The sequence below is a fragment of the Candidatus Cloacimonadota bacterium genome, from assembly GCA_028706475.1.
Classification (GTDB): Bacteria; Cloacimonadota; Cloacimonadia; order Cloacimonadales; family Cloacimonadaceae; genus UBA5456.
This window is the reverse complement of the sequence record JAQWBI010000031.1, coordinates 1-21,083: the sequence shown is the minus strand read 5'-3', so window position 1 is coordinate 21,083 and position 21,083 is coordinate 1. Positions and strand designations below refer to the sequence as shown.

The 21,083-nt window shown below is 45.9% G+C and carries 15 protein-coding genes; 7 read left to right on the top strand and 8 right to left on the bottom strand.

Features of this window, described 5'->3' with window-relative positions; translation table 11 throughout:
* Nucleotides 1–36: 36 nt before the first annotated feature.
* Complete coding sequence (locus PHF32_06570; protein ID MDD4560381.1) at nt 37–300, top strand: hypothetical protein; 264 nt, start codon at nt 37–39, stop codon at nt 298–300.
* Nucleotides 301–343: 43 nt separating this feature from the next.
* Here the strand turns inward: PHF32_06570 and sppA are convergent, their stop codons facing one another.
* From sppA to PHF32_06535, 7 genes are read right to left on the bottom strand one after another with little or no spacing between them, the layout of a single operon-like run.
* The gene (gene sppA / locus PHF32_06565; protein MDD4560380.1) at nt 344–2,812 is read right to left on the bottom strand and encodes a signal peptide peptidase SppA; all 2,469 of its coding nucleotides are present in this window, start codon (nt 2,810–2,812) and stop codon (nt 344–346) included.
* A 60-nt stretch (nt 2,813–2,872) separates the two neighbouring features.
* On the bottom strand, nt 2,873–4,243 hold the full coding sequence (locus PHF32_06560) for a hypothetical protein (GenBank protein MDD4560379.1): 1,371 nt from the start codon (nt 4,241–4,243) through the stop codon (nt 2,873–2,875).
* Entirely contained in the window at nt 4,240–5,529 is a 1,290-nt protein-coding gene (gene aroC / locus PHF32_06555; protein MDD4560378.1) for a chorismate synthase, read from the bottom strand. Before aroC ends, PHF32_06560 begins: the two co-directional genes overlap by 4 nt.
* Nucleotides 5,516–6,334 carry a peptidylprolyl isomerase gene (locus tag PHF32_06550; GenBank protein ID MDD4560377.1) on the bottom strand — a complete coding sequence of 273 codons (819 nt, stop codon included), beginning with the start codon at nt 6,332–6,334 and terminating at the stop codon, nt 5,516–5,518. Before PHF32_06550 ends, aroC begins: the two co-directional genes overlap by 14 nt.
* Nucleotides 6,309–7,259 (bottom strand): tRNA (adenosine(37)-N6)-dimethylallyltransferase MiaA, encoded by a 951-nt coding sequence (gene miaA / locus PHF32_06545; protein ID MDD4560376.1) that lies wholly within the window; start codon nt 7,257–7,259, stop codon nt 6,309–6,311. The genes PHF32_06550 and miaA overlap by 26 nt, the downstream gene beginning before the upstream one ends.
* Entirely contained in the window at nt 7,256–9,151 is a 1,896-nt protein-coding gene (gene mutL / locus PHF32_06540) for a DNA mismatch repair endonuclease MutL (GenBank protein ID MDD4560375.1), read from the bottom strand. Before mutL ends, miaA begins: the two co-directional genes overlap by 4 nt.
* A 1-nt stretch (nt 9,152) precedes the next feature.
* On the bottom strand, nt 9,153–10,814 hold the full coding sequence (locus PHF32_06535) for a nucleoside kinase (protein ID MDD4560374.1): 1,662 nt from the start codon (nt 10,812–10,814) through the stop codon (nt 9,153–9,155).
* 128 nt (nt 10,815–10,942) lie between these two features.
* Between PHF32_06535 and PHF32_06530 the strand changes: the two genes are divergently transcribed.
* Nucleotides 10,943–11,908 carry a YitT family protein gene (locus tag PHF32_06530; protein MDD4560373.1) on the top strand — a complete coding sequence of 322 codons (966 nt, stop codon included), beginning with the start codon at nt 10,943–10,945 and terminating at the stop codon, nt 11,906–11,908.
* A 42-nt stretch (nt 11,909–11,950) separates the two neighbouring features.
* Here the strand turns inward: PHF32_06530 and PHF32_06525 are convergent, their stop codons facing one another.
* Entirely contained in the window at nt 11,951–16,471 is a 4,521-nt protein-coding gene (locus PHF32_06525) for a response regulator (protein ID MDD4560372.1), read from the bottom strand.
* 556 nt (nt 16,472–17,027) lie between these two features.
* On the opposite strand from PHF32_06525, the gene rpmE reads away from it, so the two are divergent.
* The 5 genes from rpmE to ftcD form a co-directional block, all read left to right on the top strand.
* The gene (gene rpmE, locus PHF32_06520; GenBank protein ID MDD4560371.1) at nt 17,028–17,237 is read left to right on the top strand and encodes a 50S ribosomal protein L31; all 210 of its coding nucleotides are present in this window, start codon (nt 17,028–17,030) and stop codon (nt 17,235–17,237) included.
* Nucleotides 17,238–17,313: 76 nt separating this feature from the next.
* Nucleotides 17,314–18,282, top strand: coding sequence for a DUF1385 domain-containing protein (locus PHF32_06515; GenBank protein ID MDD4560370.1), 969 nt, complete (start codon nt 17,314–17,316; stop codon nt 18,280–18,282).
* A gap of 1 nt (nt 18,283) precedes the next feature.
* Nucleotides 18,284–19,351, top strand: coding sequence for a peptide chain release factor 1 (prfA, locus tag PHF32_06510; protein MDD4560369.1), 1,068 nt, complete (start codon nt 18,284–18,286; stop codon nt 19,349–19,351).
* Entirely contained in the window at nt 19,352–20,599 is a 1,248-nt protein-coding gene (locus PHF32_06505) for a hemolysin family protein (GenBank protein ID MDD4560368.1), read from the top strand.
* Nucleotides 20,600–20,603: 4 nt separating this feature from the next.
* Nucleotides 20,604–21,083: glutamate formimidoyltransferase (gene ftcD / locus PHF32_06500; protein MDD4560367.1), on the top strand; the 480-nt coding region annotated here is incomplete at its 3' end.

Genomic DNA, 21,083 nt, shown 5'->3' with positions numbered 1-21,083 from the left:
TATATTGTATCTATCTATATAATCTGGGAGTCAACTATGCTTTACATCCTACCAGATGGACAGTCAGTCGATTTATCCCGGATAGTGCGAATCTCATCTATTCGGGATTTTGGCAAGGACACTGACACGATCTCGTTGAGCAAGATTGGATTTACCATTCATCTTGATAAGCGGGAATACATTGAAGTATGCCGTCAGTACCATTTCTCGGATTGGGCACAGGTAAAGACAGATTTGGAAAAGGATCGCAAAGATCTGATTTCGAAGTGGGAAGCAGTAGGAAACAAGAGAAGTAGATAGAAAAGAGGCTGGAAGATATTTCCAGCCTCTCGTATATGGTGAATTAGAATTGTTGTTCTTCTGGGTTTATGGGGCTAAGCATCAGTGCATCTTCTCCGGCAAAATCCTGCCACAGTTCAAATACCTTTATGTAGTCTTCGCTAATAGTCTCCAATGTATCCATCCCCAAGATACTCATCAGAGGTTTGCTATCAAACTGCACATTGATACCCTCACGGGAGCTAGTTGCATCCACCAAGCGGATAGCGCCGGAGATGTTGCTCACTTCACGCATGTGGTCCATTGCTACATCAAGTCCACCCAAATCATCGATCAAGCCGTTTTTCTTGGCTTGTTCGCCAGTCCAAACCCGGCCTTGAGCCAAGGCATGCACTTCTTCATAACTTAGGTTCTTCCTGCCAGCATCTACTTTACTTACGAAGTCTTCATAAGTGTGCTCAATGTAGCTTTCAAGCATGTCTTTCTCGGCTTTAGTCCAAGGTCTGTACATCGAGCCCATATCGGCATTTTCACCCATTTTCACAGTGCCCCAATTTACTTTAATCTTTTTGAACATCTCGGTGGCATTGAAGGCCAGGCCGATAACTCCGATGGAGCCGGTGAGAGTGGCTGGGTCTGCTATGATGCGATCTGCCTTGGCTGATATATAATACCCGCCGCTGGCCGCTACGCCCGCCATGGAAACAACCACAGGCTTCTTGTTCTCGCTTTGAGCCAAACTGAGTTCACGCAGGATTATATCGGAAGCCTGAGCAGAGCCGCCACCGCTATCCACACGCAGGATGATCCCTTTGTACATATTGTTGTGTCTAGCTTTGCGAATCAGATCGACCGTGCTTTCATGAGCGATCTTCTGACCGGGTATGCCCTTACCCATCACGATGTTTCCGCTCGCGTAAATCACCGCAATGAGGTTCTCCTTGGGTTTGCTCCAATCGTAGGAACGGTAATCCGCCAAGTCTGTATCCTTGGTTGAGAAGCCAAAATCTTGTTTCAGAGTGTTGGTTAGCTCATCCTGATAGATGATGCCGTCGATCAAACCAGCGTCCAGAGCATCCTGCGGGATGAAGTAAGGACCTTCGTCCACCAAAGTCTGAACCGGTTTTTGCAGCTTATCTCCTCTGCCGAGGTTGATTTGGGTCAGCATTTGGTCGTAGATGTTTTGTAAGAGGGATTCATATACTTCACGCTCGGCATCGGTCATGTTGTTCTCGCTGAACATATTTCCGGCATTTTTGTATTTGTGACTGCGGAAATTGATTGCCTCGATACCAAGGCTGTTCAGAGCGTCTTTCAGATACGGACTGCTGATGGATAGACCACGGAGGTCCAGACTTCCCATGGGATTCAAGTAAATCTTGTCCGCAATGGCAGAAGCGAAGATGTATCCGCCATTGGAGATGTTGTCGTAATACACGCCAACCTTTTTACCACTAGCCCTGAAATCTTGGAAAAGGCCGACCAATTCCTGTTGCAGCCCAAATGAGGTAGCATAAGAGGGATTTATCAGTAGAATGCCGGAGATGGTGGGATCTTCCTGGGCTTTCTTTAGGGATGCGGCTATATCTTCGAAGCCTTGAGTGTTTTTATCGTAGATTTTGATGGGGCCAATCTTATACTTCGGAGCCTTGTAGGTTACTACAGAATTGCGAGCCTTCATCTGGTACCATTTCGATGTCTTCAAGCCGAGGAAGGGCTTAAAGCTCTCTTCGCTGAGGAAGGCATAGGCATAACCATAGTTGTCGTGTTCCTTGGCGCGAACCATGGAACCTACTTCGCTCTTGCCCAAGCCCAGGCTAAAGGAGAGCAGTGCGGTTTCTTCTTCCAGATTGTAGGTGGCGCCCAGTTTTACTCCGTCCAAAACCTGAGTATTGATGCCCAGAATTGGTTTCTTTATCTTGTAACCCTCTGTTTCCATATACGAGTAGTTTATGTCGGCAGAGAGTTCCAGACGGTAATCGGCCATCTGATCCACAAACACCAAAGGACGTACCGCCACACCTGCTCTATAAAAGGGTCTGTCGTGCATGGGGTTTTCCAGAGTAAAAGCCAAAGAACTGGAATCGTGGGGACGATAAGTGATTCCGGAGCGGAAGACACCATCTTCGAATCCACCATCTGCAAAGCGATAGTTCGTTCCCAGATAGAGGTTGGGAAGGATGTAAGCAGGCAAGGCTTCAAAGCCCGTAGCCAGTAAATGGTAATTCTTTCCGTGATCACGCTCGTAGGTATATGCCAGGTTATCGCCGTTCAGCATCAACCAATATCGTTTCTGAAAACGCTCCTTGTCGGCAAGATGAACTAAGCCGATGCCATTGGCATTGCCGGTTCCCAAAAGCGATGGATTGGAATAGGGGATAAAAAGGTTGTCAATACCAGCGATGGGAAATTCCTGCCAGCCTAGTTGCATATAGTCTGCATTTGCAATTGAATTGGCTGGATTCTGTGCGAAAGCTGACGTACTTGCCAGCAGGATGCTTAAAAGCATAAATGGGAGAAACGCACGTTTCATAGTCTACTCCTATAGTAGTATATTTCAAACTGCTTCCTAAACAAAAGTGATTATTTTGTACTATTCAAATCTGTCAACAGAATTAACAGAATCCTGATAAGTAAAGCATTGTAATTGGCTGACAAACTGTTTGGCCCAAAACTGAGTAGACCTGATATGAGGGATGGAATTCTGTTTAGCGTAGTCTTCCACCAGCGATTCCGGCTGAGGGAGAGGGAGATTGATGAGCGCCTTAAATGGCGGTAACACAGAGATATCGTCATCGGCATCCTGTCCCAGTCCGCTGGCGTTGATCAGCAGGTGGTACTCTGGGTAAGCATCATCTTTTATTCCTAGAGACTGTTGCAATTCTTCCACAGTTTTCTTGTTACGTCCCATAATCTGGATGTTCTGATAGCCCATTTGCAATAGTCGTTTGCCAAACAATCTGGCGCAATCTCCGCTGCCGTAGATCAGGATATTGTGATCCTTGAGTATCTTGAGCTCCCGCATAGATTCTTTCAAAGCGATAAGATCGCTATTAATGGGATAAACATAGATGTCGAGCTCTTGATGGTAGTAATTGTTTGCGTGCTTTTGCTTGGAAAACTGGATGGAGTTGATAACGTCCTTTCCGGTTTTAAAATACTCTGCCATAATGTGTTTGAATGGATTGGTGATCGCCATTCCCAATAAGGGGACTCTGGTAGCTACGAAATCCATTGCTTGCAGGGCTTCTTCCAGGTCGTTGGCGGGTATCGGGATGTATGCAGCGTTAAAATTCATTTTTGTCAACAGGGGATTGCCATGTATCACCGAACCGCTCTGTGATACTTTGTCGTTGCCCAGAATCAATAGTGCTGCTGAATCTTTTCCATAAACGGCATCTACCGTATAAACCAGATCTTTGTGTGTGGGTTGTCCGGCATACAGTGGTTCCTCCAAAGCTTCGTAAAAGCCTACAGAATTGAAGTAAAGGAAAAAGGAGCGTTGGAATAGTGCCCATTTGCCGCTTGCGTTGAAGATGATTTCACGGTCCTGATGCTCGGCAATCATTGCGGCTGTATCGATCAATTCTTGGAGAGTATCGGCCTCAAACACCAATTTGTAATATATGGCTGCCTGAGGATGCTTCAAAAAGCTCAAGATGGCGTCTCGGTCATAATGATCCAGATGCATGGACAGGATCAGTCGCGATGGATCAACTGTATCCGGAAATGCCTCTAATTGCTTTACATCCAGATCTATCATCGCTTTAGAAGACATCATCAGTTTAAGCAATTCCGGATCTAGTGGATCATTCTTACAACAAAGGATATTGTTCTCGTGAAAGACGGAGAAATCCGCTTCTTCCGGATGCGGATACAGATCCAGCCGATACTCCACAAAGAAGTCATTCTTGGGCTTTTTCTGTAGCTTGTGAGGGTGGTAGGCTATGCTTTCGATTATCATTTTGCACTTACCTTCAGGTTCAAATTTACTATCTGCAACACCAAGTCTGGATCGAGATCCAGCTCTTTGGCCCAGCACAGAGCTTTATCGATGATTTCACGTTCCCTCGCATAATCCTTCGGGGCTAGATTATGTCCTTTTTTGAACTGTTTTACCTGCTTTACAATCTCCCGGCGTCTCTTTAGAAGAATCAGGAGATCTTCGTCCAGTTTATCCAAGGCTTCGCGATACCCTGCCAAGTCTTGTGTAGCGGAGATTAGTCTTTGGTACTGAACTGCATCTGCCAGGCAGATGGTAAGCATGGCTTCGATAACCGGGATTACCCGCGGGATGTGGCAGTGATCGTGCCTGCCGCATAGTTTGATGGTGCTTTGGCGTCCCAGATGATCTATGGTTTCCTGCTCTTCGGATATCGATGAAACCGGGCGCAATACTACATCGAAACTGATCTCTGCACCGGTGCTGACGCCACCGAGGATGCCGCCATGATGATTGCTGACGCATTTACCCTGAATAAAGCGGTCGTTACACTGTGAACCGGGCATTACAGCGAGATCCAGACCATCTCCAAAGAGCACACCTCGCACTGTTCCAATGCTGAACATCGCTTTTGCTATGTTTGCCGAGAGCTTTTCGTAGATCGGGTCTCCCAGTCCGGCGGGGACATTTCGGGCAACAACGCGGACGATTCCGCCCAGGCTGTCACCTTCCAGCTTTGTCTGCTCCAGAAATTGCATAAGCTGGGGATAACTTTCCTGATCCGGCCAGTGAAATGCATTTTCCGGGCAAGTTCCATTCAGAGAAGCCTTTATGCTACCAATTTGGAGAGTGGTTGTCTCAATCGAAATGTCGGGTAACACATGGCGGAGCAGTTCAGCAGCCAGTACTCTGGCTACGGTTTCTCTGCCGGATGTTCTACCGCCACCGCGGTAGTCGAATATATGATATTTCTGCAGCCATGAATAGTCTGCATATCCGGGGCGGATAAGGTCTTTGAATGGCTCATAATCGATGCTGCGGGCATCTTTATTGTGGATCAGGATACAGAGGGGAGTGCCGGTGGTTTTGCCATTGAATACACCGCTGAGGATCTCAATCTCATCGGTTTCTATGCGGGTGGTTGAAGCATTCCCTTTGGGTGCTCTGCGTAGTAGAGCTTCGCGGATTCTGTCAAAAGGAAGCTCTTGATTTGCTATCGGGCTATCGAAAAGTATACCGATGGCGGGACCGTGAGATTCTCCAAAAGTAGTGATGCCAAATAAGCGGGATAGACTATTGGACGGCATCTTCAAACAGCTTGATTTGCGGTTTGAATTCTATGTAGAGCTCGTCCAGATGCCGCATCAATATATATTCGCGTTCCATTTGGATAATCTGAGCGGTGAGGCTGGATTTAATGTCCTCGAAAGGGATGGGAGCTTTGCATTTGCGATCTGTAAGCATCAGGATATGATATCCCTCAGGGCTGGCGAATGGCTGGCTGATCTCATCAATCTGCATGCTAAATGCTACGGCGTCGATTTCCGGAAAGAGCTTGCCACGAGGGAAATACCCCAAATCACCACAACAACGGTTTGAGGGGCAATCACTACAAGTGCGGCAGGCTTCGAAGAATTCTGCAGGACCAAAGATTCTGGAGCGGATTTCAGTGATGCGCCGCAAGGCATCTTCACCCTTGATAAGGATGTGTGAACAGCGTACCATCTCTTCGCTATAAAAGTTCTGAATCTGCTCGTCGTAGAGTTCCCTCAGCTTTGCTTCTTCGATGGGATGCTCGTCAGGGTAAAGAGTAGAGAGGTATTTGCGGATCAAGATGTTGCGGCGCAAAAGAGTTTCCATCTCCAGAGCGTCCATGCTTTGCAAATATCCGGGGGGCAATCCGAACGGCTCTTCTTCTTCAAGAAGCTCCATCATAGCGATGTCAAACTCCTCATCAGTGACCCTCATGCCTAGTTGATCTGCCTTGACCAGCAAAAGACAACGGTCTATCAGGCGTTTCAGGGCTTGCTTGCTCGTCCCACCCCAAGCGAGTTCCCGGGCAATATCACTATCTGTAATCTCGTGATTAACTATCTTGGCTATGATGTGCACCTGTTTCCTCTTTGTACCTCATGTATCGGGATTCTATCTCCCCGAGGACATCAGATAAACTAAAGCTTTGTAGTCCAATTGTCAAATCAAATCTGCATTTTCGATACCAGGTTAGTTGCCGTTTGGCATAGTTACGATGATGCTGAGCTACCAATTCGGTACAATCTGCCAGATCAGATTTCCCTTGAAAGAAGTCTTTGAACTCTTTGTAGCCTAAAGTCGCTAGACCTGGATCCTGCCAAGTGTAGCCATTGTGTAGCAAAGCTTCTATTTCAGAAAGCAACCCACAGCTCAGCATTTGCTCCGCTCTTTGGTTTATACGCTCATATAGCACGGCTCTGATAGGGGAGATCAGTATACGCAGGGTGTGGTACTTCAGTACCCGCTTCTGGAGCCGCCAGTGCTCTGTGATGTTCATCCCTGTCCCGATGTATATCTCCAAACCTCGTAGAATTCTTTGCGGATCTTTATCACTGATGCGTCCGGCAAACTCGGGATCGACCTCTTGCAATCGCTGATACAAGGCAGATACTCCGACGTTCTGCAACTCTGCCTTCAACTTTTCCCGGATATGGGGATCGATGGGGGGATGCATAAAGAGGCCTTCCAAAAGTGAGCGGATATACAGGCCGGTTCCTCCGCAGATAATGGGGATGTTATCCTCTAAAAGCATAGAGTCGATAATCTGTTCCGCTGCCTTCACAAAACAACCAGCGTTGTACCTTTCATTGGGATCAATGATACTTACAAGGTGATGCTTCACGCGGGACAGCTCTTCCGGGGAAGGCTTTGCCGTTCCGATGTTCATGTATCTATATACCTGACGCGAATCGCAGTTTATGATCTGAGTGTGCAGGGCTTCCGCGAGTTCTATGGCAAATGCCGTTTTACCCGCTGCGGTTGGCCCTTCAATGGTGATGATCATACTAGGCGCTTGAACTTCTTTTCAAAATCCGTGAGAGTCATCTTTACGATCAGAGGTCGTCCATGGGGGCAAAAGTATGGTACTCTGCAGGCAAAGAGGTTGTTTATGAGTGATAACATTTCCTTACGGGATAGCTTGGTGTTGGCCTTGATCGCAGCCTTGCAGGCGATGGATTTGGCTAGGGAGTCCCTGAAGTCGGAGTTCAGTTCTATTTCTGTTTCCAGTTGTTTCAGGATATCAATGAAGGTTTTGCCCCCTTGAAAATCACCCAATTCTGCGGGGATTTCCTCGATGACAATGGAATCTCCGCTAAACTTCTTGAGGATAAAACCGATCTTTTCCAACAGCTCCAGATTTGCATCCACCAGATCCCGGATATCGCTGGCTATATATGGCGGAATGTCGATCACCAGAGGAACAATCAGTTTCTGTCTTACAGCAGGAGCACCACCAGTGCGATGGATTAGCTTTTCGTAGATGATGCGCTCGTGAGCGGCATGTTGATCGATAATCACCAAGCCATCTTCTATCTGGACAAAGATATATGTGTTATGCAATTGCCAGGGGTTGATGTAGTCCTCTTCATTCTGAAGTAATAGCTTATAGGGAACGCTGTCGTTAGGTTGATCGATGAAAATTTCCTGTTGTTCCTGATCGCGATCTTTCTCGGGATTCACGATGGGGATCGAGCGGGGTAAAGGCTCCTCTTCATGTTTAAACAGGTCATCTTGAAACAGTTCGGCGTGTTCTTTCTTGTATTCTCCATATCGGGGAACCTGTACATTCTGCACAAAGATATCCCGCTCTAGGGAGCTGGGACGTTCCTGACTGAAGGGGATGTTGATGAACTTATTGCGTGCGGAAGCAAACTTGTCGTCTTCATAACGTCTTAGCGCTCTGGTGAGAGTCTCAAATATGAGGGAATGCACCCTTTGCTGTTCTCGAAAGCGTACTTCACTCTTGGTAGGAGAGACATTGACATCAATCTCCTGAGGGGGTACTTGGATAAACAAGATGTACGGCGGAGTGCTGCCTTTCATCCAAGCCCTGGTTTTCTGGATAAACGGTTGATAAGCGCTTTTAATGCTATGTTTCACTGTCTTGTCGTTTATGAACCTGCCATTGATGAATACATATTGAGCATCGATAAGCTTCTCGGAACGCTCTTCCAAACCAAAGATGTAACCATTCACGGAGTATTCGCCGGCACCGGAATCTATCTCGATAATGTCGTCGTCGAAAAAGCCCGAACCGAATACTTCAGCCATTCGCTTGTTACGGTCTTCCGAAGCGATGTAATTCAGCTTCTTCTTGCCATCGGCGATCAATTTGAAGTTGATCCGGGGATAGATAATTGCCTGATAGTGGAAGTACTTCTGGATATGACGCAGTTCCACTACATCGGTTCGCAGGAATTTACGGCGGGCGGGCAGGCTCTTGAACAGCCCTCTTACCCAGATGGTGGTTCCCGGATTGGACGATGTCTTGATCACATCCTTCAGTTTACCGTCGTTTATCTCCACTCTGAGGGCAACTTCCAGATTTCGGTTTCTGGTAAGCAGACAGAAGTTAGATACAGCGGCTATAGAAGGCAAAGCTTCTCCTCTGAAGCCCAAAGAACTAATGTGGATGATGTCGTCAACATTGCGAATCTTGCTGGTGGCGTGGCTTTCGAGGGCCAGCATGGCGTCATCCGGTTCCATGCCCATACCGTTGTCGATCACTTGGATGAGGTCTTTCCCCCCATTCTCCACTATTACCGTGATGGTATCCGCTCCGGCATCGATACTGTTTTCCACCAGCTCTTTTACTACAGAAGCCGGGCGTTCTATCACTTCGCCCGCAGCGATTTTATTACGGACATCTTCAGAAAGGATATTGATCTTCGGCATATCAGTATCTAAACACAGAACCGTTTGTGAATTCACGGATTATGGAGTTGTGTGGCACATGGGCGTCGTCGATATCCCTGCAGTGAGAAAGCAAGTGCAGGAGGCGACGTGACTCTGTGTAGGCGGATGAGGTTGAAGGCACGTTCAGGAGTTCGTTCCAAGCATGTTTCTTCAATACACCCAGTTCATAGGTGAGGCTGCTGTTGAACATATAATTGGCATTCTCCTGATATGGGAAGATGTTCTTTTCCTCGCCTTCTCTTACGTCGGGCCATCTGAGGATGGTTTCTTCAGCTGAGTATCCCCGGTATTGGCGATCCCGGATGATTCTTCGCAAGAGGCGGCAATCTGTAGTGGGAATACGGTTGTGATTATCGATGTTCAATTGGTTCAGGGCCGATACATAGATGCGGGTTTTACGGCTTTCGGGAATGGCTGAGGTAAGGTCATCATTCAGTCCGTGGATTCCCTCCATGATTATGATGTTATCCTTCTCCATCTTCACGAAGTTGTTGCTGCGTCGTCTGATACCTCTCGTAAAGTCATAATGGGGCAGCTCAATCTGCTCTCCATTCAGCAATTGCGTCAATTGTATATTCAGATATTCCAGATCGATGGAATGTATGGATTCAAAGTCAAAATCTCCACTTTCCTTGCGGGGAGTGAGGTCGCGATCTAAAAAGTAGTCATCCAGACCGATAACAAATGGCTTTGCTTTGCTGGCCTGTAACTGCACTCTGAGGCGGTTGGCAAAAGTAGTCTTTCCGGAAGAAGACGGTCCGGCGATCAGGATTAGCTTGATATCTTTGTCTTCCACTATGTTTGCCGCCATCTCGGCGATCTTCTTTTCGTGCAGAGCTTCTTCCACCAGGATGAATTGAGATATATCATAGCGGTCGATCTGGCTGTTGATGTCCGATATGTTGTGGACACGCAGAATATCCAGCCATTTGTCGTGCTCCTGATGCAAGGCAAACAGTTTTTGCGGTAGCATAAAGGGCTCTTGCAGAGTCATATCTGCACCGGAGGGGAAGCGCAGGATGAATCCGGGTTCCAGATACTCGATGTCGAAATGGGTAATAAAGCTGGTGCGATCTGCTAGAGGACGGATGAAGAAATCGTAGTATTTTCCGCATTTGTAGATACTTACGGTCTCGATATGGTGGCTTTTAATATTCCTGAGCACGTCCTTACGGTGCATACTGCTAAATATATCGATGGCTTCGGAACTGCTTACTTCGATTCGATCTATGGGCAGATCACTTTCGATGATATTGTGCATTGCCGCTTTCAGACGCTGGACATCATCCCGGCTGAATTTCTCGGAATTGAAGATTTCGCAAAACACTCCATCGGCGATTGAATGCTCTGCCACCAAAGAGTGATTTACCCCCAAAAGAGTATGTAAGGCTTTAGCGAGGATGAAGATTGCTGTATCCTGATAAATCCTGTATCCTTCGGGATGATTGACTGTGACGCAATTGACCAGTGTATCTCCGGAAGGAAGATAATCTTCATTGACATATTCGGTATGGTTAATTTTATAGCTCAGGACTTGGTTGCGATCGATGCCACTTCCTTTTATGATCTGTGATATTGGCCTTGCCTTTTCCAGTTCGATGAGACTGTGTTTGTGTCCGTCTTTTCTGATATCGATCTTCATGTAATATTTCCTTGATACTTTTTTATGTTTGTGTATGCCATAGCATGGATTCATTCTGAGCCCCGCTATTTGAACAGAGACAAACTATAAATTACAGCATTATCCGTCAAGAACAATAGGAGAATGAAATGCCGAAACAAGATGCGCGCAAAATGCGTATTAAGAGAGAGATTATAAACCACTTGGGCATAGTGTTTGCCTCGGTGTTTTTTGCCATAGGATACTCTTGGTTCCTGTTACCCTACAATATGGCTCCGGGAGGAGTAGGCGGAATATCTCAGATCTTGCACATGCTTTTTGGGCTACCCAACGGTGTGGGCATGATCCTTATAAACATACCTCTGTTTGTCATCAGTTTTGTATTCATCGGAAAATCGTTTGGCAGTAAATCAATATATGGTATGTTGGTTTCTGCGACAATGACAGACCTGTTGAGCTTTCCCATGCTCCACAAAATCGGTCTGGTCAGAGATTTGGCGCACTATACCCACATGGTTGGAGACAGGGTAGTATATGCAATGTTGCCTCCTGAAGAGATTTTCCTCTCCGCAGTAGCCGGCTCGGTACTGCTTGGTTTGGGCTTGGGGCTGATTTTCCGCTTCAGAGGATCCACCGGAGGCACAGATATCCCGGTGGCCTTCATCAAACAAAAAGCCAATATTTCGATCGGTACAGGCTACTATATTGTGGAAACGGGCATAATCCTGGCTGTATCACTATTTTTGAAAGATCCGAAACTGCTCATCTGGGGTTACATCAACCTGTTTGTAACCACCAAGATCACGGATCTGGCTTCAGAAGGCTTGCCTTATGTGAAAGGTGTTTACATCATCTCGAACAGTCCGGATGAGATTCGTGGCGTGATCTTCGATAAACTGAACAGGGGAGTAACCATCCTGAAGGGGATGAGCGGATTTCACCAACGCGATATCAATGTGCTGTTCTGTGTGCTGAACCGCCGTCAGGTGCCCATGCTTACAGACCTCGTAAAAGAGATTGATCCGGATGCCTTTATGGTGCTTACCGATGTCTATGACGTGATGGGTTACGGATTCAAAAGTAGAAACATCAATCTGCAAGATAGCGGAAATTGATTCAATAACTTTCAGGTAGAGCGTACAGGGATCCTGGATGCTTTATTTTATCAGATCCTGCACAAACTGCCATTCTTGAATGATATTTTGGTAGCGGGCACGCACTTCTGCTGCTTCAAGATTGGGATAATCCCTTTCCAAATCAGCCACCATATCTCCTAGAAGGACGAAGTGCATGTTTCTCGCTGATCCCTTTAACGAATGCAGGATGCTAAGAGCTTCTTTGCTATCTTCTTCGGTGATTGCCTGGTTTAGAGCTTCAAACTTATCCGGGAAGCTGGTGGCCACTATCTCAAGCAAACTCTTAAAAGTATCCAAATCTCCGGATATGTTTTTCAAGAGTGCGTCTTTAGCAAAATGAGAAGCATTGTCCGTTGCTGTCTTTGTCTGATACGAAGCACTTTTCTCCTGAGATTCATTTGACAGGTATTTGCTTAAGGTGGCAGCAAGTTCTGCCACCAAAACCGGTTTGGTAAGGAAGTCATTAATACCTGCAGCAAGACATCGCTCCTGTTCTTCTTTCAATGCTCCGGCTGTAATGGCAATAATGGGCACCGAGGAGAACTTACGGATCTCAAAACTGGCACTCACACCGTCCAGATTTGGCATTTGTACATCCATCAGCACCACATCCGGACTGTGTTTTCGAACTCCGTCAATAGCTTGCAGTCCATCTGTAGCATGCCATATCTGGGCTTTGGGACTAAGCTTGAGGATCATTTCATTCAACAAAATCATGTTCAATTGATTGTCTTCAGCGATTAGGATAGACGGTTTTTCGATTAAATCTGTTTCAGACATAGGTAATCTATCCTTTCTTTCAATGTTTTCCTGTGTCAAGTCTTGGCCTCCGGATTCGATGTTTTCCAAAGCCTTATGCAAATCATAAGCTTTCACCGGTTTCAAGAAACGGTAGTTTATCCCCAGTTCCTGGCAAGCTGATATCAGAGCGGGATTCTCATCGGAACTATGCATCAGCACCACTGGAGTTGTCTGGCTTATCTTCAAGGTTTCGTTCTGAACTCTTCGGATAAGGTCCAATCCATTCATTTCCGGCATATCATAATCAACAAAGATAACATCAGGAGCGCTGACGTTTTGCAGCATCTCCAATGCTTCCTGGGCGCTGCCGCACTCCAGGACATCAATTTTCCAGTAAGTAAGGCATTGCTTGATGATTCTGCGGCAGGATGCATTATCATCTACCACCATCACTGTTTTCGTGAGTTCCAGTTCGTGATCGCAATACCTCTTTCCTTCAACTCTGCAATTGATCGTAAAGCTAAATTCAGAACCTTGGTCGGGTATGCTGGAGATATTAATATGGCTATTCATCAAGGTGGCCAGATGGTTTGATATCACCAATCCCAGTCCGGTGCCACCATACTTTCTGGTAGTGGATGAATCCAATTGCGAGAAAGCGCGAAACAGCTTTTTCTGCATACTTTCATTGATACCAATGCCCGTGTCGCGTACTGTGAATGTGATATCTGTATGATCAGCGTCGGTCATTTCATACCGCACACTCAGCTCTATCTCACCTTCTTCGGTAAACTTTTCTGCATTTGAAAGAAGATTTATCAGGATTTGATTCAGTCTTAAAGGATCGATTATGGCAAATCTGGGAATGTCTGGGCTGATATCCAGCAAAAACTCCAGGTCTTTCTTGCTGGTTCTCAACTTGATGATGTCTGCAGCCTGTTCTACCAGTTCAATAAGGTCTGTACGTGTGGGAGACAGATCCAGTTTTCCCGCTTCAATTTTGGAAAAGTCCAGAATATCATTAATGATGCCCAAGAGGTTGTAGCTGGAATTGATGATGTTTTGGGCATATTGCTGCTGAGCATTGTCCAAAGCCGAGTTTTGCAGCAATTCAGTAAAGCCGATTACTCCATTAAGGGGAGTGCGGATTTCGTGACTCATATTGGCCAAAAACTCACTTTTAGCTTTACTGGCATTCTCTGCTCGCACTTTTTCCTGAATGAGTCTGCGCTCTAGATCTCTACGATTGCGTACATTGACCAAAAGTTGGGCAAAAAGTGAAAGCAACATGCTGTCGGTCTTGGTAAAGCGATGGGTTTTCCTTATGTAATTGAAACCCACAAAACCCTGGCACATACCCATATTCATTATAGGCAAGGTTATCATGCTTTTCACTCTCTGCGTGACCATGAACTCTCGCAGTTGCTTGGGAACATCGGCTGTGAGGGCGTCATCTATGATAACCGTCTCACCTCTACGATGCATTTCCACCCAGGGACCAAGTAAATCCATTGGGATTATTCTGCGTAATTGGGCCTCAGTATCTATGCCTTGAGCAGTCCATTCATTTCCGTTTATACAGACCATGCTATCCCAATCGTAATCATATATAAAGGCTAGATCAGCATTGGAAAAAGTAGCCAGTTCAGCCAGAGATTGCCGTATCGCATTCTCCAGATCTTCGGAATTCAGATTTACATACTTCATGGCCATGGGGATGAAGATTTCCTGCAGTTTGGCCTGTTTGCGCATTTGTTTTTCACGATCGTGTTTTAACAACACTTCTGCCAGCAGGTTTGCCACTACCAGCAGGTTATCTACTTCAGATTCGCTATATACTCTGGGCTCTATCAGGCTATCAAATCCGAAATAGCCCATAACCTTGGAGCCACTTTGAATTGGTATGCACAAAATGGATTTGATATTTTGGCTCTTCAGTACCCGATACTCGGTTTTAGCATGAGGCAACAGCTCTTCCAGATTCTCAATCTTTATTATTTGTCCGCTAGTAATCTGTTTGCTCCACCAGGGAATTGAGGCGCTATGATACACGGGACGTTTATCCTGAATTCTGCCTCTACCTCGTGAGTGCCATTCGTTTGTGTTGAACATACTGGAATAGTCGTCAAAATATCGATATATATATGCTCGCTGCACTCCAAAGAATTCTCCTACCATTTTCAGGCTCTCGTCCAGGATGGTATCCAGTTCCAAGGACTTGCTATTCACAAATGCAGTCGAGATATCTGCAATCATTTTTTGAAATCTGGTTTGTTGCTGAATTGCCATCACAGCTTTGCTATGATCTGTCACGTCTCTCACTGAGGAGATCACCCGTTCATTTTCCATGGGGCTGATACGGGCTTCAAAATACCTGTGTTCTCCATTCATTTCCAATCGAAAGGAAAAGGGAATGGTCTCATTTCGGTCCAAGGCAATTTGTATGGCGTCCAATATATTGTCCGCCAAAACTTTCGGGAAGATGTCCCAAAGATTCTGATTGGGGGCTTCTGCTTTCGTGAGGAACGAATTGTCCGCAGATCCAGTTTTTCTGTCAATCAGGCGGCCAGTTTTGTCTAATACAAAGATCGGATCAGGGATAGAATCCAGCAGTGATTCGATGTAAGCGTTTTTCTCTTTTAGCTCCCGTTCAGTGTGCTTTTGGAAAGTAATATCCCGTGTAACTCCATGCAAGCCATTGAAGTTACCGTCTTTATCCCTAATCATTGTTACATGCATGGCAATATCTATGAGGCTGCCATCTTTCTTGTATTCCTGAATCTCTATCATTCTGGATCTATTCAGATTTGCATTTGGTTCGGTATCTTTTTGCATTTCTTCGGCTAATGCTTCCTGCATCACAGCCAGAGATTCTGGGGGATGTTTGTCTTCCATGCTGCGTGACAGATGCTCTTCCGGGCTTTCCCCCAACATCGCTTCCACGGAAGGGCTTACATAGATGGTATTTAGTTCCTTATCAGTCATGAAGATCATGTCGGTAAGATTATCAGTCAAATAACGAAATTTGTTTTCGCTTTGCACCAACGCTTCTTCTGCAGCTTTGCGGATACTGATATCCCGTGCGTGAACTATCAATCCCTCGATTGCGGAGGATTGCAACATATTGAAAGCAAATACTTCCAACCAAATTACTTCATGTTTGGAGTTATATACTCGTAACTCCAGAGTGGCCAATTCTGCTGGATGTTCAAATACCCATTGTATTGTGTCCTGTACTTTTGCTACATCGTCCGGGTGGACTACGGAATATACAAATAGATTGTAGATTTCTTTTTCGTCTATACCGAGGATTTTTGACCCCAAAGCAGTGGAGTATTTTATCTGCAGATCTTTATCCAGGACTACTACCCAGTTGTTGGAATTGTTCACCAGCAAACGCATTCGCTCTTCGTTTGCACCCAACTCCATTTCGATCTTTTTGTAGAGAGACACATCGAAGAAGAGGGTGGCAAAATAGCCTTTCTCAAATGAGATTGCTTGAATGCGAAAGCTCTTGCCAAGTGGCTTGGATTCCGCATCCACCATATGACTGCCCCCTTGTTCTGCCACATTCCCGTAAAAACCGATCCAGTCAAAATCGTCTTCAGAACTTTTGGGTAGTACTTCTTTTAGAGTCTTACCGATTATTTTCTTGTGATCCAAACCGGTAAGCTCGCCAAAGGCTTCATTGGTTTCTATAAACCTATAATCACAGGGCTTGCCGGATTTGTCCAGCAAGATCTCGTGATAAGCATAGCCGAAGATTGCTTTGTCGATTATTTTCCTGATATGAGATTCCATCTTTTTACCTGTTGGTGTCCTTGGCAGCACATTTTTATTCTTGACTTCCGGATAAACTGCCTGGAATGCTTGCGATAGTCATATAATAGTCGCAACTGTGCATCTGGCAATATTTTATTCTGGAGATGCCCCTCTTGGACCTCTTTGCTTCAATAACGTTCTTGTAAGCTCTGCCTCTGGTACGGCTTAATAATCGGCGAACGGAACCCGATCGTAGCATTCCGAAGCTACGGAGATTTTTGTATCGTAGTATTCCGATGCTACATGTATCGTAGCTTTCCGAAGCTACTACTTGGAGAAGATCGGAATCCTCACATATGAGAGAAGCTACGGTTCGGCAAGTCGCTTCATACCTAAACCTTCATTATAGTTAAGATCACATAAAGTCGAAAGAGCCACGCAGTCAGAGCACAATTCATTATCTGGGCTCTTTCAACTCCATGCTTCAAGCAGTAGTAAAGCAGATATAAAGAGATGCTAATTCATACTTGACATAAACCTGCTACTCAAAATTATTGTATCAAATCACTTTGAATTTATGCAAGGAGCAAAATAAATGAAACAGGGAATTCATCCTAAATACCAGAAGGCTACTGTCACCTGTGCCTGCGGCAACATATTTGAAACCGCCAGCACCAAGGGAGACATGCACGTAGATATTTGCAACGTGTGCCACCCTTTCTACACCGGCAAACAAAAGATTATGGATACTGCCGGTCGTGTCGAGAAGTTCAATAAGAAATACAATCTCAGCAGCGATAAGTAGATCTTATAAATTTGTTTACGCCAGTCTTCCGCCTTTGGGGGAGAGTGGCGTTTTTTATATTAATAAGGATTAGCAGATGAAAAAAGAAATTAGTGTAGGCGGACAAGCGGTTATCGAAGGCGTAATGATGCGCGGACCTGACCGTCTGGCAACCGCCATTCGTCGCAGAAACGGAGACATCGAACTAAAGCTTCAGCCATTTGTAAGCGCTACGCAGAAAAACAAGTTCTATGCTTTACCAATCGTCCGCGGATTTGTGTCTCTCATCGAGATGATGAAGATCGGTTTCTCCACCCTCACCTTTTCGGCTGAACGCTTCGAATTGGATCTGAGACAGGAAGCCGAAGAAAAGGGAGAAAAGCTGAAGGAAAAGAGTAAGGCAGCAGAAAAGCGGGAAGAGATATTCAGCTTCATAATTGCCTTTGGACTGGCGTTCTTGCTATTTGGACTGCTGCCATACAAGCTTTCAGATTGGCTAAAGCTTTCCAAGCAGGACTTCTTTTTCAATCTCTTTGCAGGCAGTATCCGCATTGTATTCTTTGTAATCTACATCTGGGCAATATCTCTGATGAAGGATGTAAAACGCCTGTTTTGTTATCATGGAGCAGAGCACAAGAACGTGAATGCTTATGAGCACAATAGTACTCTGCAGATTCCTGATATCCAAAGCTTTACTACCATTCATCCCCGTTGCGGCACCAGCTTCATGTTCTTTGTGCTGCTGGTGGGCATCCTGTTCTTCTCCATCACCGATACCCTGGTATCTCAAGTCATCATAGGTACTACGATTCCGGTGTATCTGCGCCTGACTTATCACCTTATCCTGATCCCGGTGATATCGGGTCTCAGCTATGAAGTGCTGAAGTTTTCCGGCCGAAATCTAAAACATCCCCTTGTGAGATTTATGACCATCCCGGGCATGGCTTTACAGCGCATTACCACACAACCTCCGGATGACAGTATGGTGGAGACTGCGCTGGTAGCCATGAAAGCTGCGCTGGACATGGACTACAGCGATCACCGGGTAGTTCTATTGGAAAAGTGACATGATCCCCATTGACAAACTGGATGCTCTGAAAGAAGAGTTTCTCATACTCCAGGGACGCGTTTCGGATACTGCGTTGATCTCAGATACCCGAAAGTACAGAGATATGATGCGGCGCTACAAGGAGTTGGAGGCCATCACGGATTGTTACGCCGAATACAGTCGTGTACAGCAGGAATTGGTGGCCACCAAAAGCCTTTTGGCAAGCGAAAATGACCCTGAGATGATTGCCATGGCGAAGGAAGAGATTACAGATCTGGATAGAAGCCTTGAGGAGATCGAGCTGCGCCTTCGCGATCTCTTGATTCCCGGGGATCCTAACGACGAAAAGAACGCCATTATCGAGATTCGCGCAGGTACCGGTGGGGAAGAAGCAGCGCTGTTTGTGGCAGATCTCTTTAGAATGTACAATTATTATGCCGATATGAAAGGCTGGAAGATACAGGTGATAGATACCAATGAGACCGGATTGGGCGGTTACAAGGAAGTTGTGATGCAGCTTAGCGGAGAGAATGCCTATGGCCTGATGCGTTTTGAAAGTGGGGTACACCGGGTTCAGCGCGTACCGGTAACCGAGTCTGGAGGCAGAATTCACACCTCAGCAGTTACCGTGGCTGTACTGCCGGAAGCTGATGATATAGATATTGAAGTGAGCGACAACGACTTGCGCATAGATGTATATCGCAGTAGCGGAAATGGTGGACAGAGTGTGAATACCACCGATTCTGCCGTTCGTATCACTCACATACCCACTGGACTGGTGGTCACCTGCCAAGACGAAAAGTCTCAGATCAAGAATAAGGCCAAAGCACTAAAGGTCTTGCGCAGTAAACTTCTGGATCTGGAAATCAGCCGCCAGGAACAAGAGATCGCCTCCTCCCGCAAAGCTCAGGTCTCCACAGGGGATCGCTCTGCCAAGATCAGAACCTACAATTTTCCTCAATCCAGAGTAACAGATCATAGAATAAACTTGACAAGTTACAATCTGGACGGTTTTCTGGCAGGAAACATCGATGAATTCATCCAATCACTGCGTGTGGCATGGAGGAATGAGAAGGTAAACGGATAAATGTTCCAGAGCTTGTTGATCTTTGTAGTACTGCTGTTTTTCTTGGTGATGTCATTCTTCTTTTCTGGTTTGGAGTCCGGATTGATCTCCATCGACCAGATTGCTCTGGAGCACAGTTCCCGCCGTAGTCGCCGCGATGCATCTCTATTGCGTTTTATCCGTATGCCGGACAAGTTTTTGGGAACTACTTTAATCAGCAATAACGTGGCCAATGCCATTCTATCTTCACTTTCCACACTATTTGTGGCCCAAATGGAGGGTTCTGCTTTGGATCCGCGCTTCACCTCACTGGTAGTAGGTACCATTGTCCTGATATTTGGTGAGATCGTACCCAAGGCTGTATTTAGAGACCATGCCGATAGGATTGTACCCCGCTTATATCCTCTGCTAATCTTCTTCTACTATATATTCCGTCCTTTTGTGGCGATTGTAAGCTACATCAATCTGGCATTGCGCAAGCTGTTGAAGCTTACTGAGAACAATCAATACGATTATCTTACGAAAGACGACATCAGCTTTCTTTTGGCGGAAAGCAGTGAAGACGGAGCTATGCAGCCCCAATTGGAGATGATCGAGGACGCTCTGGATCTGAAAGAGCTGGACGCACGTAATGTGATGGTTCCGCGCACTGATATAGTTGCCATAGCAGAAAACGCAAGCATCCAGGAAGTGATAGAATTGGCCAGGGACGAAGGCTTTACCCGCTATCCTGTTTATCGCAATAGCATCGACGACATTATCGGAGTATTGATAATCTACGATATTCTCAAAAAAGACATTAAGGATAATGTAACAGCAGGCGAGATTGTTCATGAACCTTACTTTGCCCCTGAAAACATGGACGTGGATGTACTATTGAAAGAGATGCAATCTCAAAGGAAATCCATGGCGATAATCGTGGATTCTTATGGCGGAACTGCAGGTATCGTAACCATTGAAGACATCCTGGAAGAGATCGTAGGCGAGATAGAAGACGAATATGACGACGATGAAATCCCGGATGTGGAACAGATCAGCGCCAACACCTGGATTGCCATGGCAGATGTGGAAATAGACCGCTTGGCGGATGACTACGGCATCGAGCTCCCCGAGGGCGATTATGAGACTATCGCCGGACTCATCCTTGATCATCTGGAAAAGATACCAAATCAAGGGCAGTTTATCACAGTGGAGCCTTATCGAATCCAAGTGTTACAAGCCACAGACAAGAAAATTGTAAAAGTAAAAATACATAAACAAACGAGGTAATCCCATGAAATTGATGGAATGCGTTCCAAATTTTAGTGAAGGCAGAGACCAAAGCGTATTGGATGCCATCGCAGCGGCTATTAAAACCGTGAAGAATGTAGCTCTTTTGGATGTCGATCCCGGAGCCGATACCAACCGTACAGTTTTTACGATGGCGGGGGAACCGGAAGCTGTGGTTGAAGCAGCATTTCAAGCTATCAAAAAAGCAGCTGAATTGATCGATATGAGTAAACACCACGGTGAACATCCCCGCATGGGCGCTACCGATGTGTGCCCATTTATCCCGATCTCGGATATGACGATGGAAGAATGTGTGGAATATGCACGTAAACTGGGAGAAAGAGTGGGAGATGAATTGGGAATTCCTGTATATCTCTATGAAAATGCCGCTTCAAAGCCGGAATGGAAGAACCTGGCCAATGTTCGCTCCGGCGAATATGAAGCGCTGCCTCAAAAGGCCCAGGATCCATCTTGGAAACCTGAT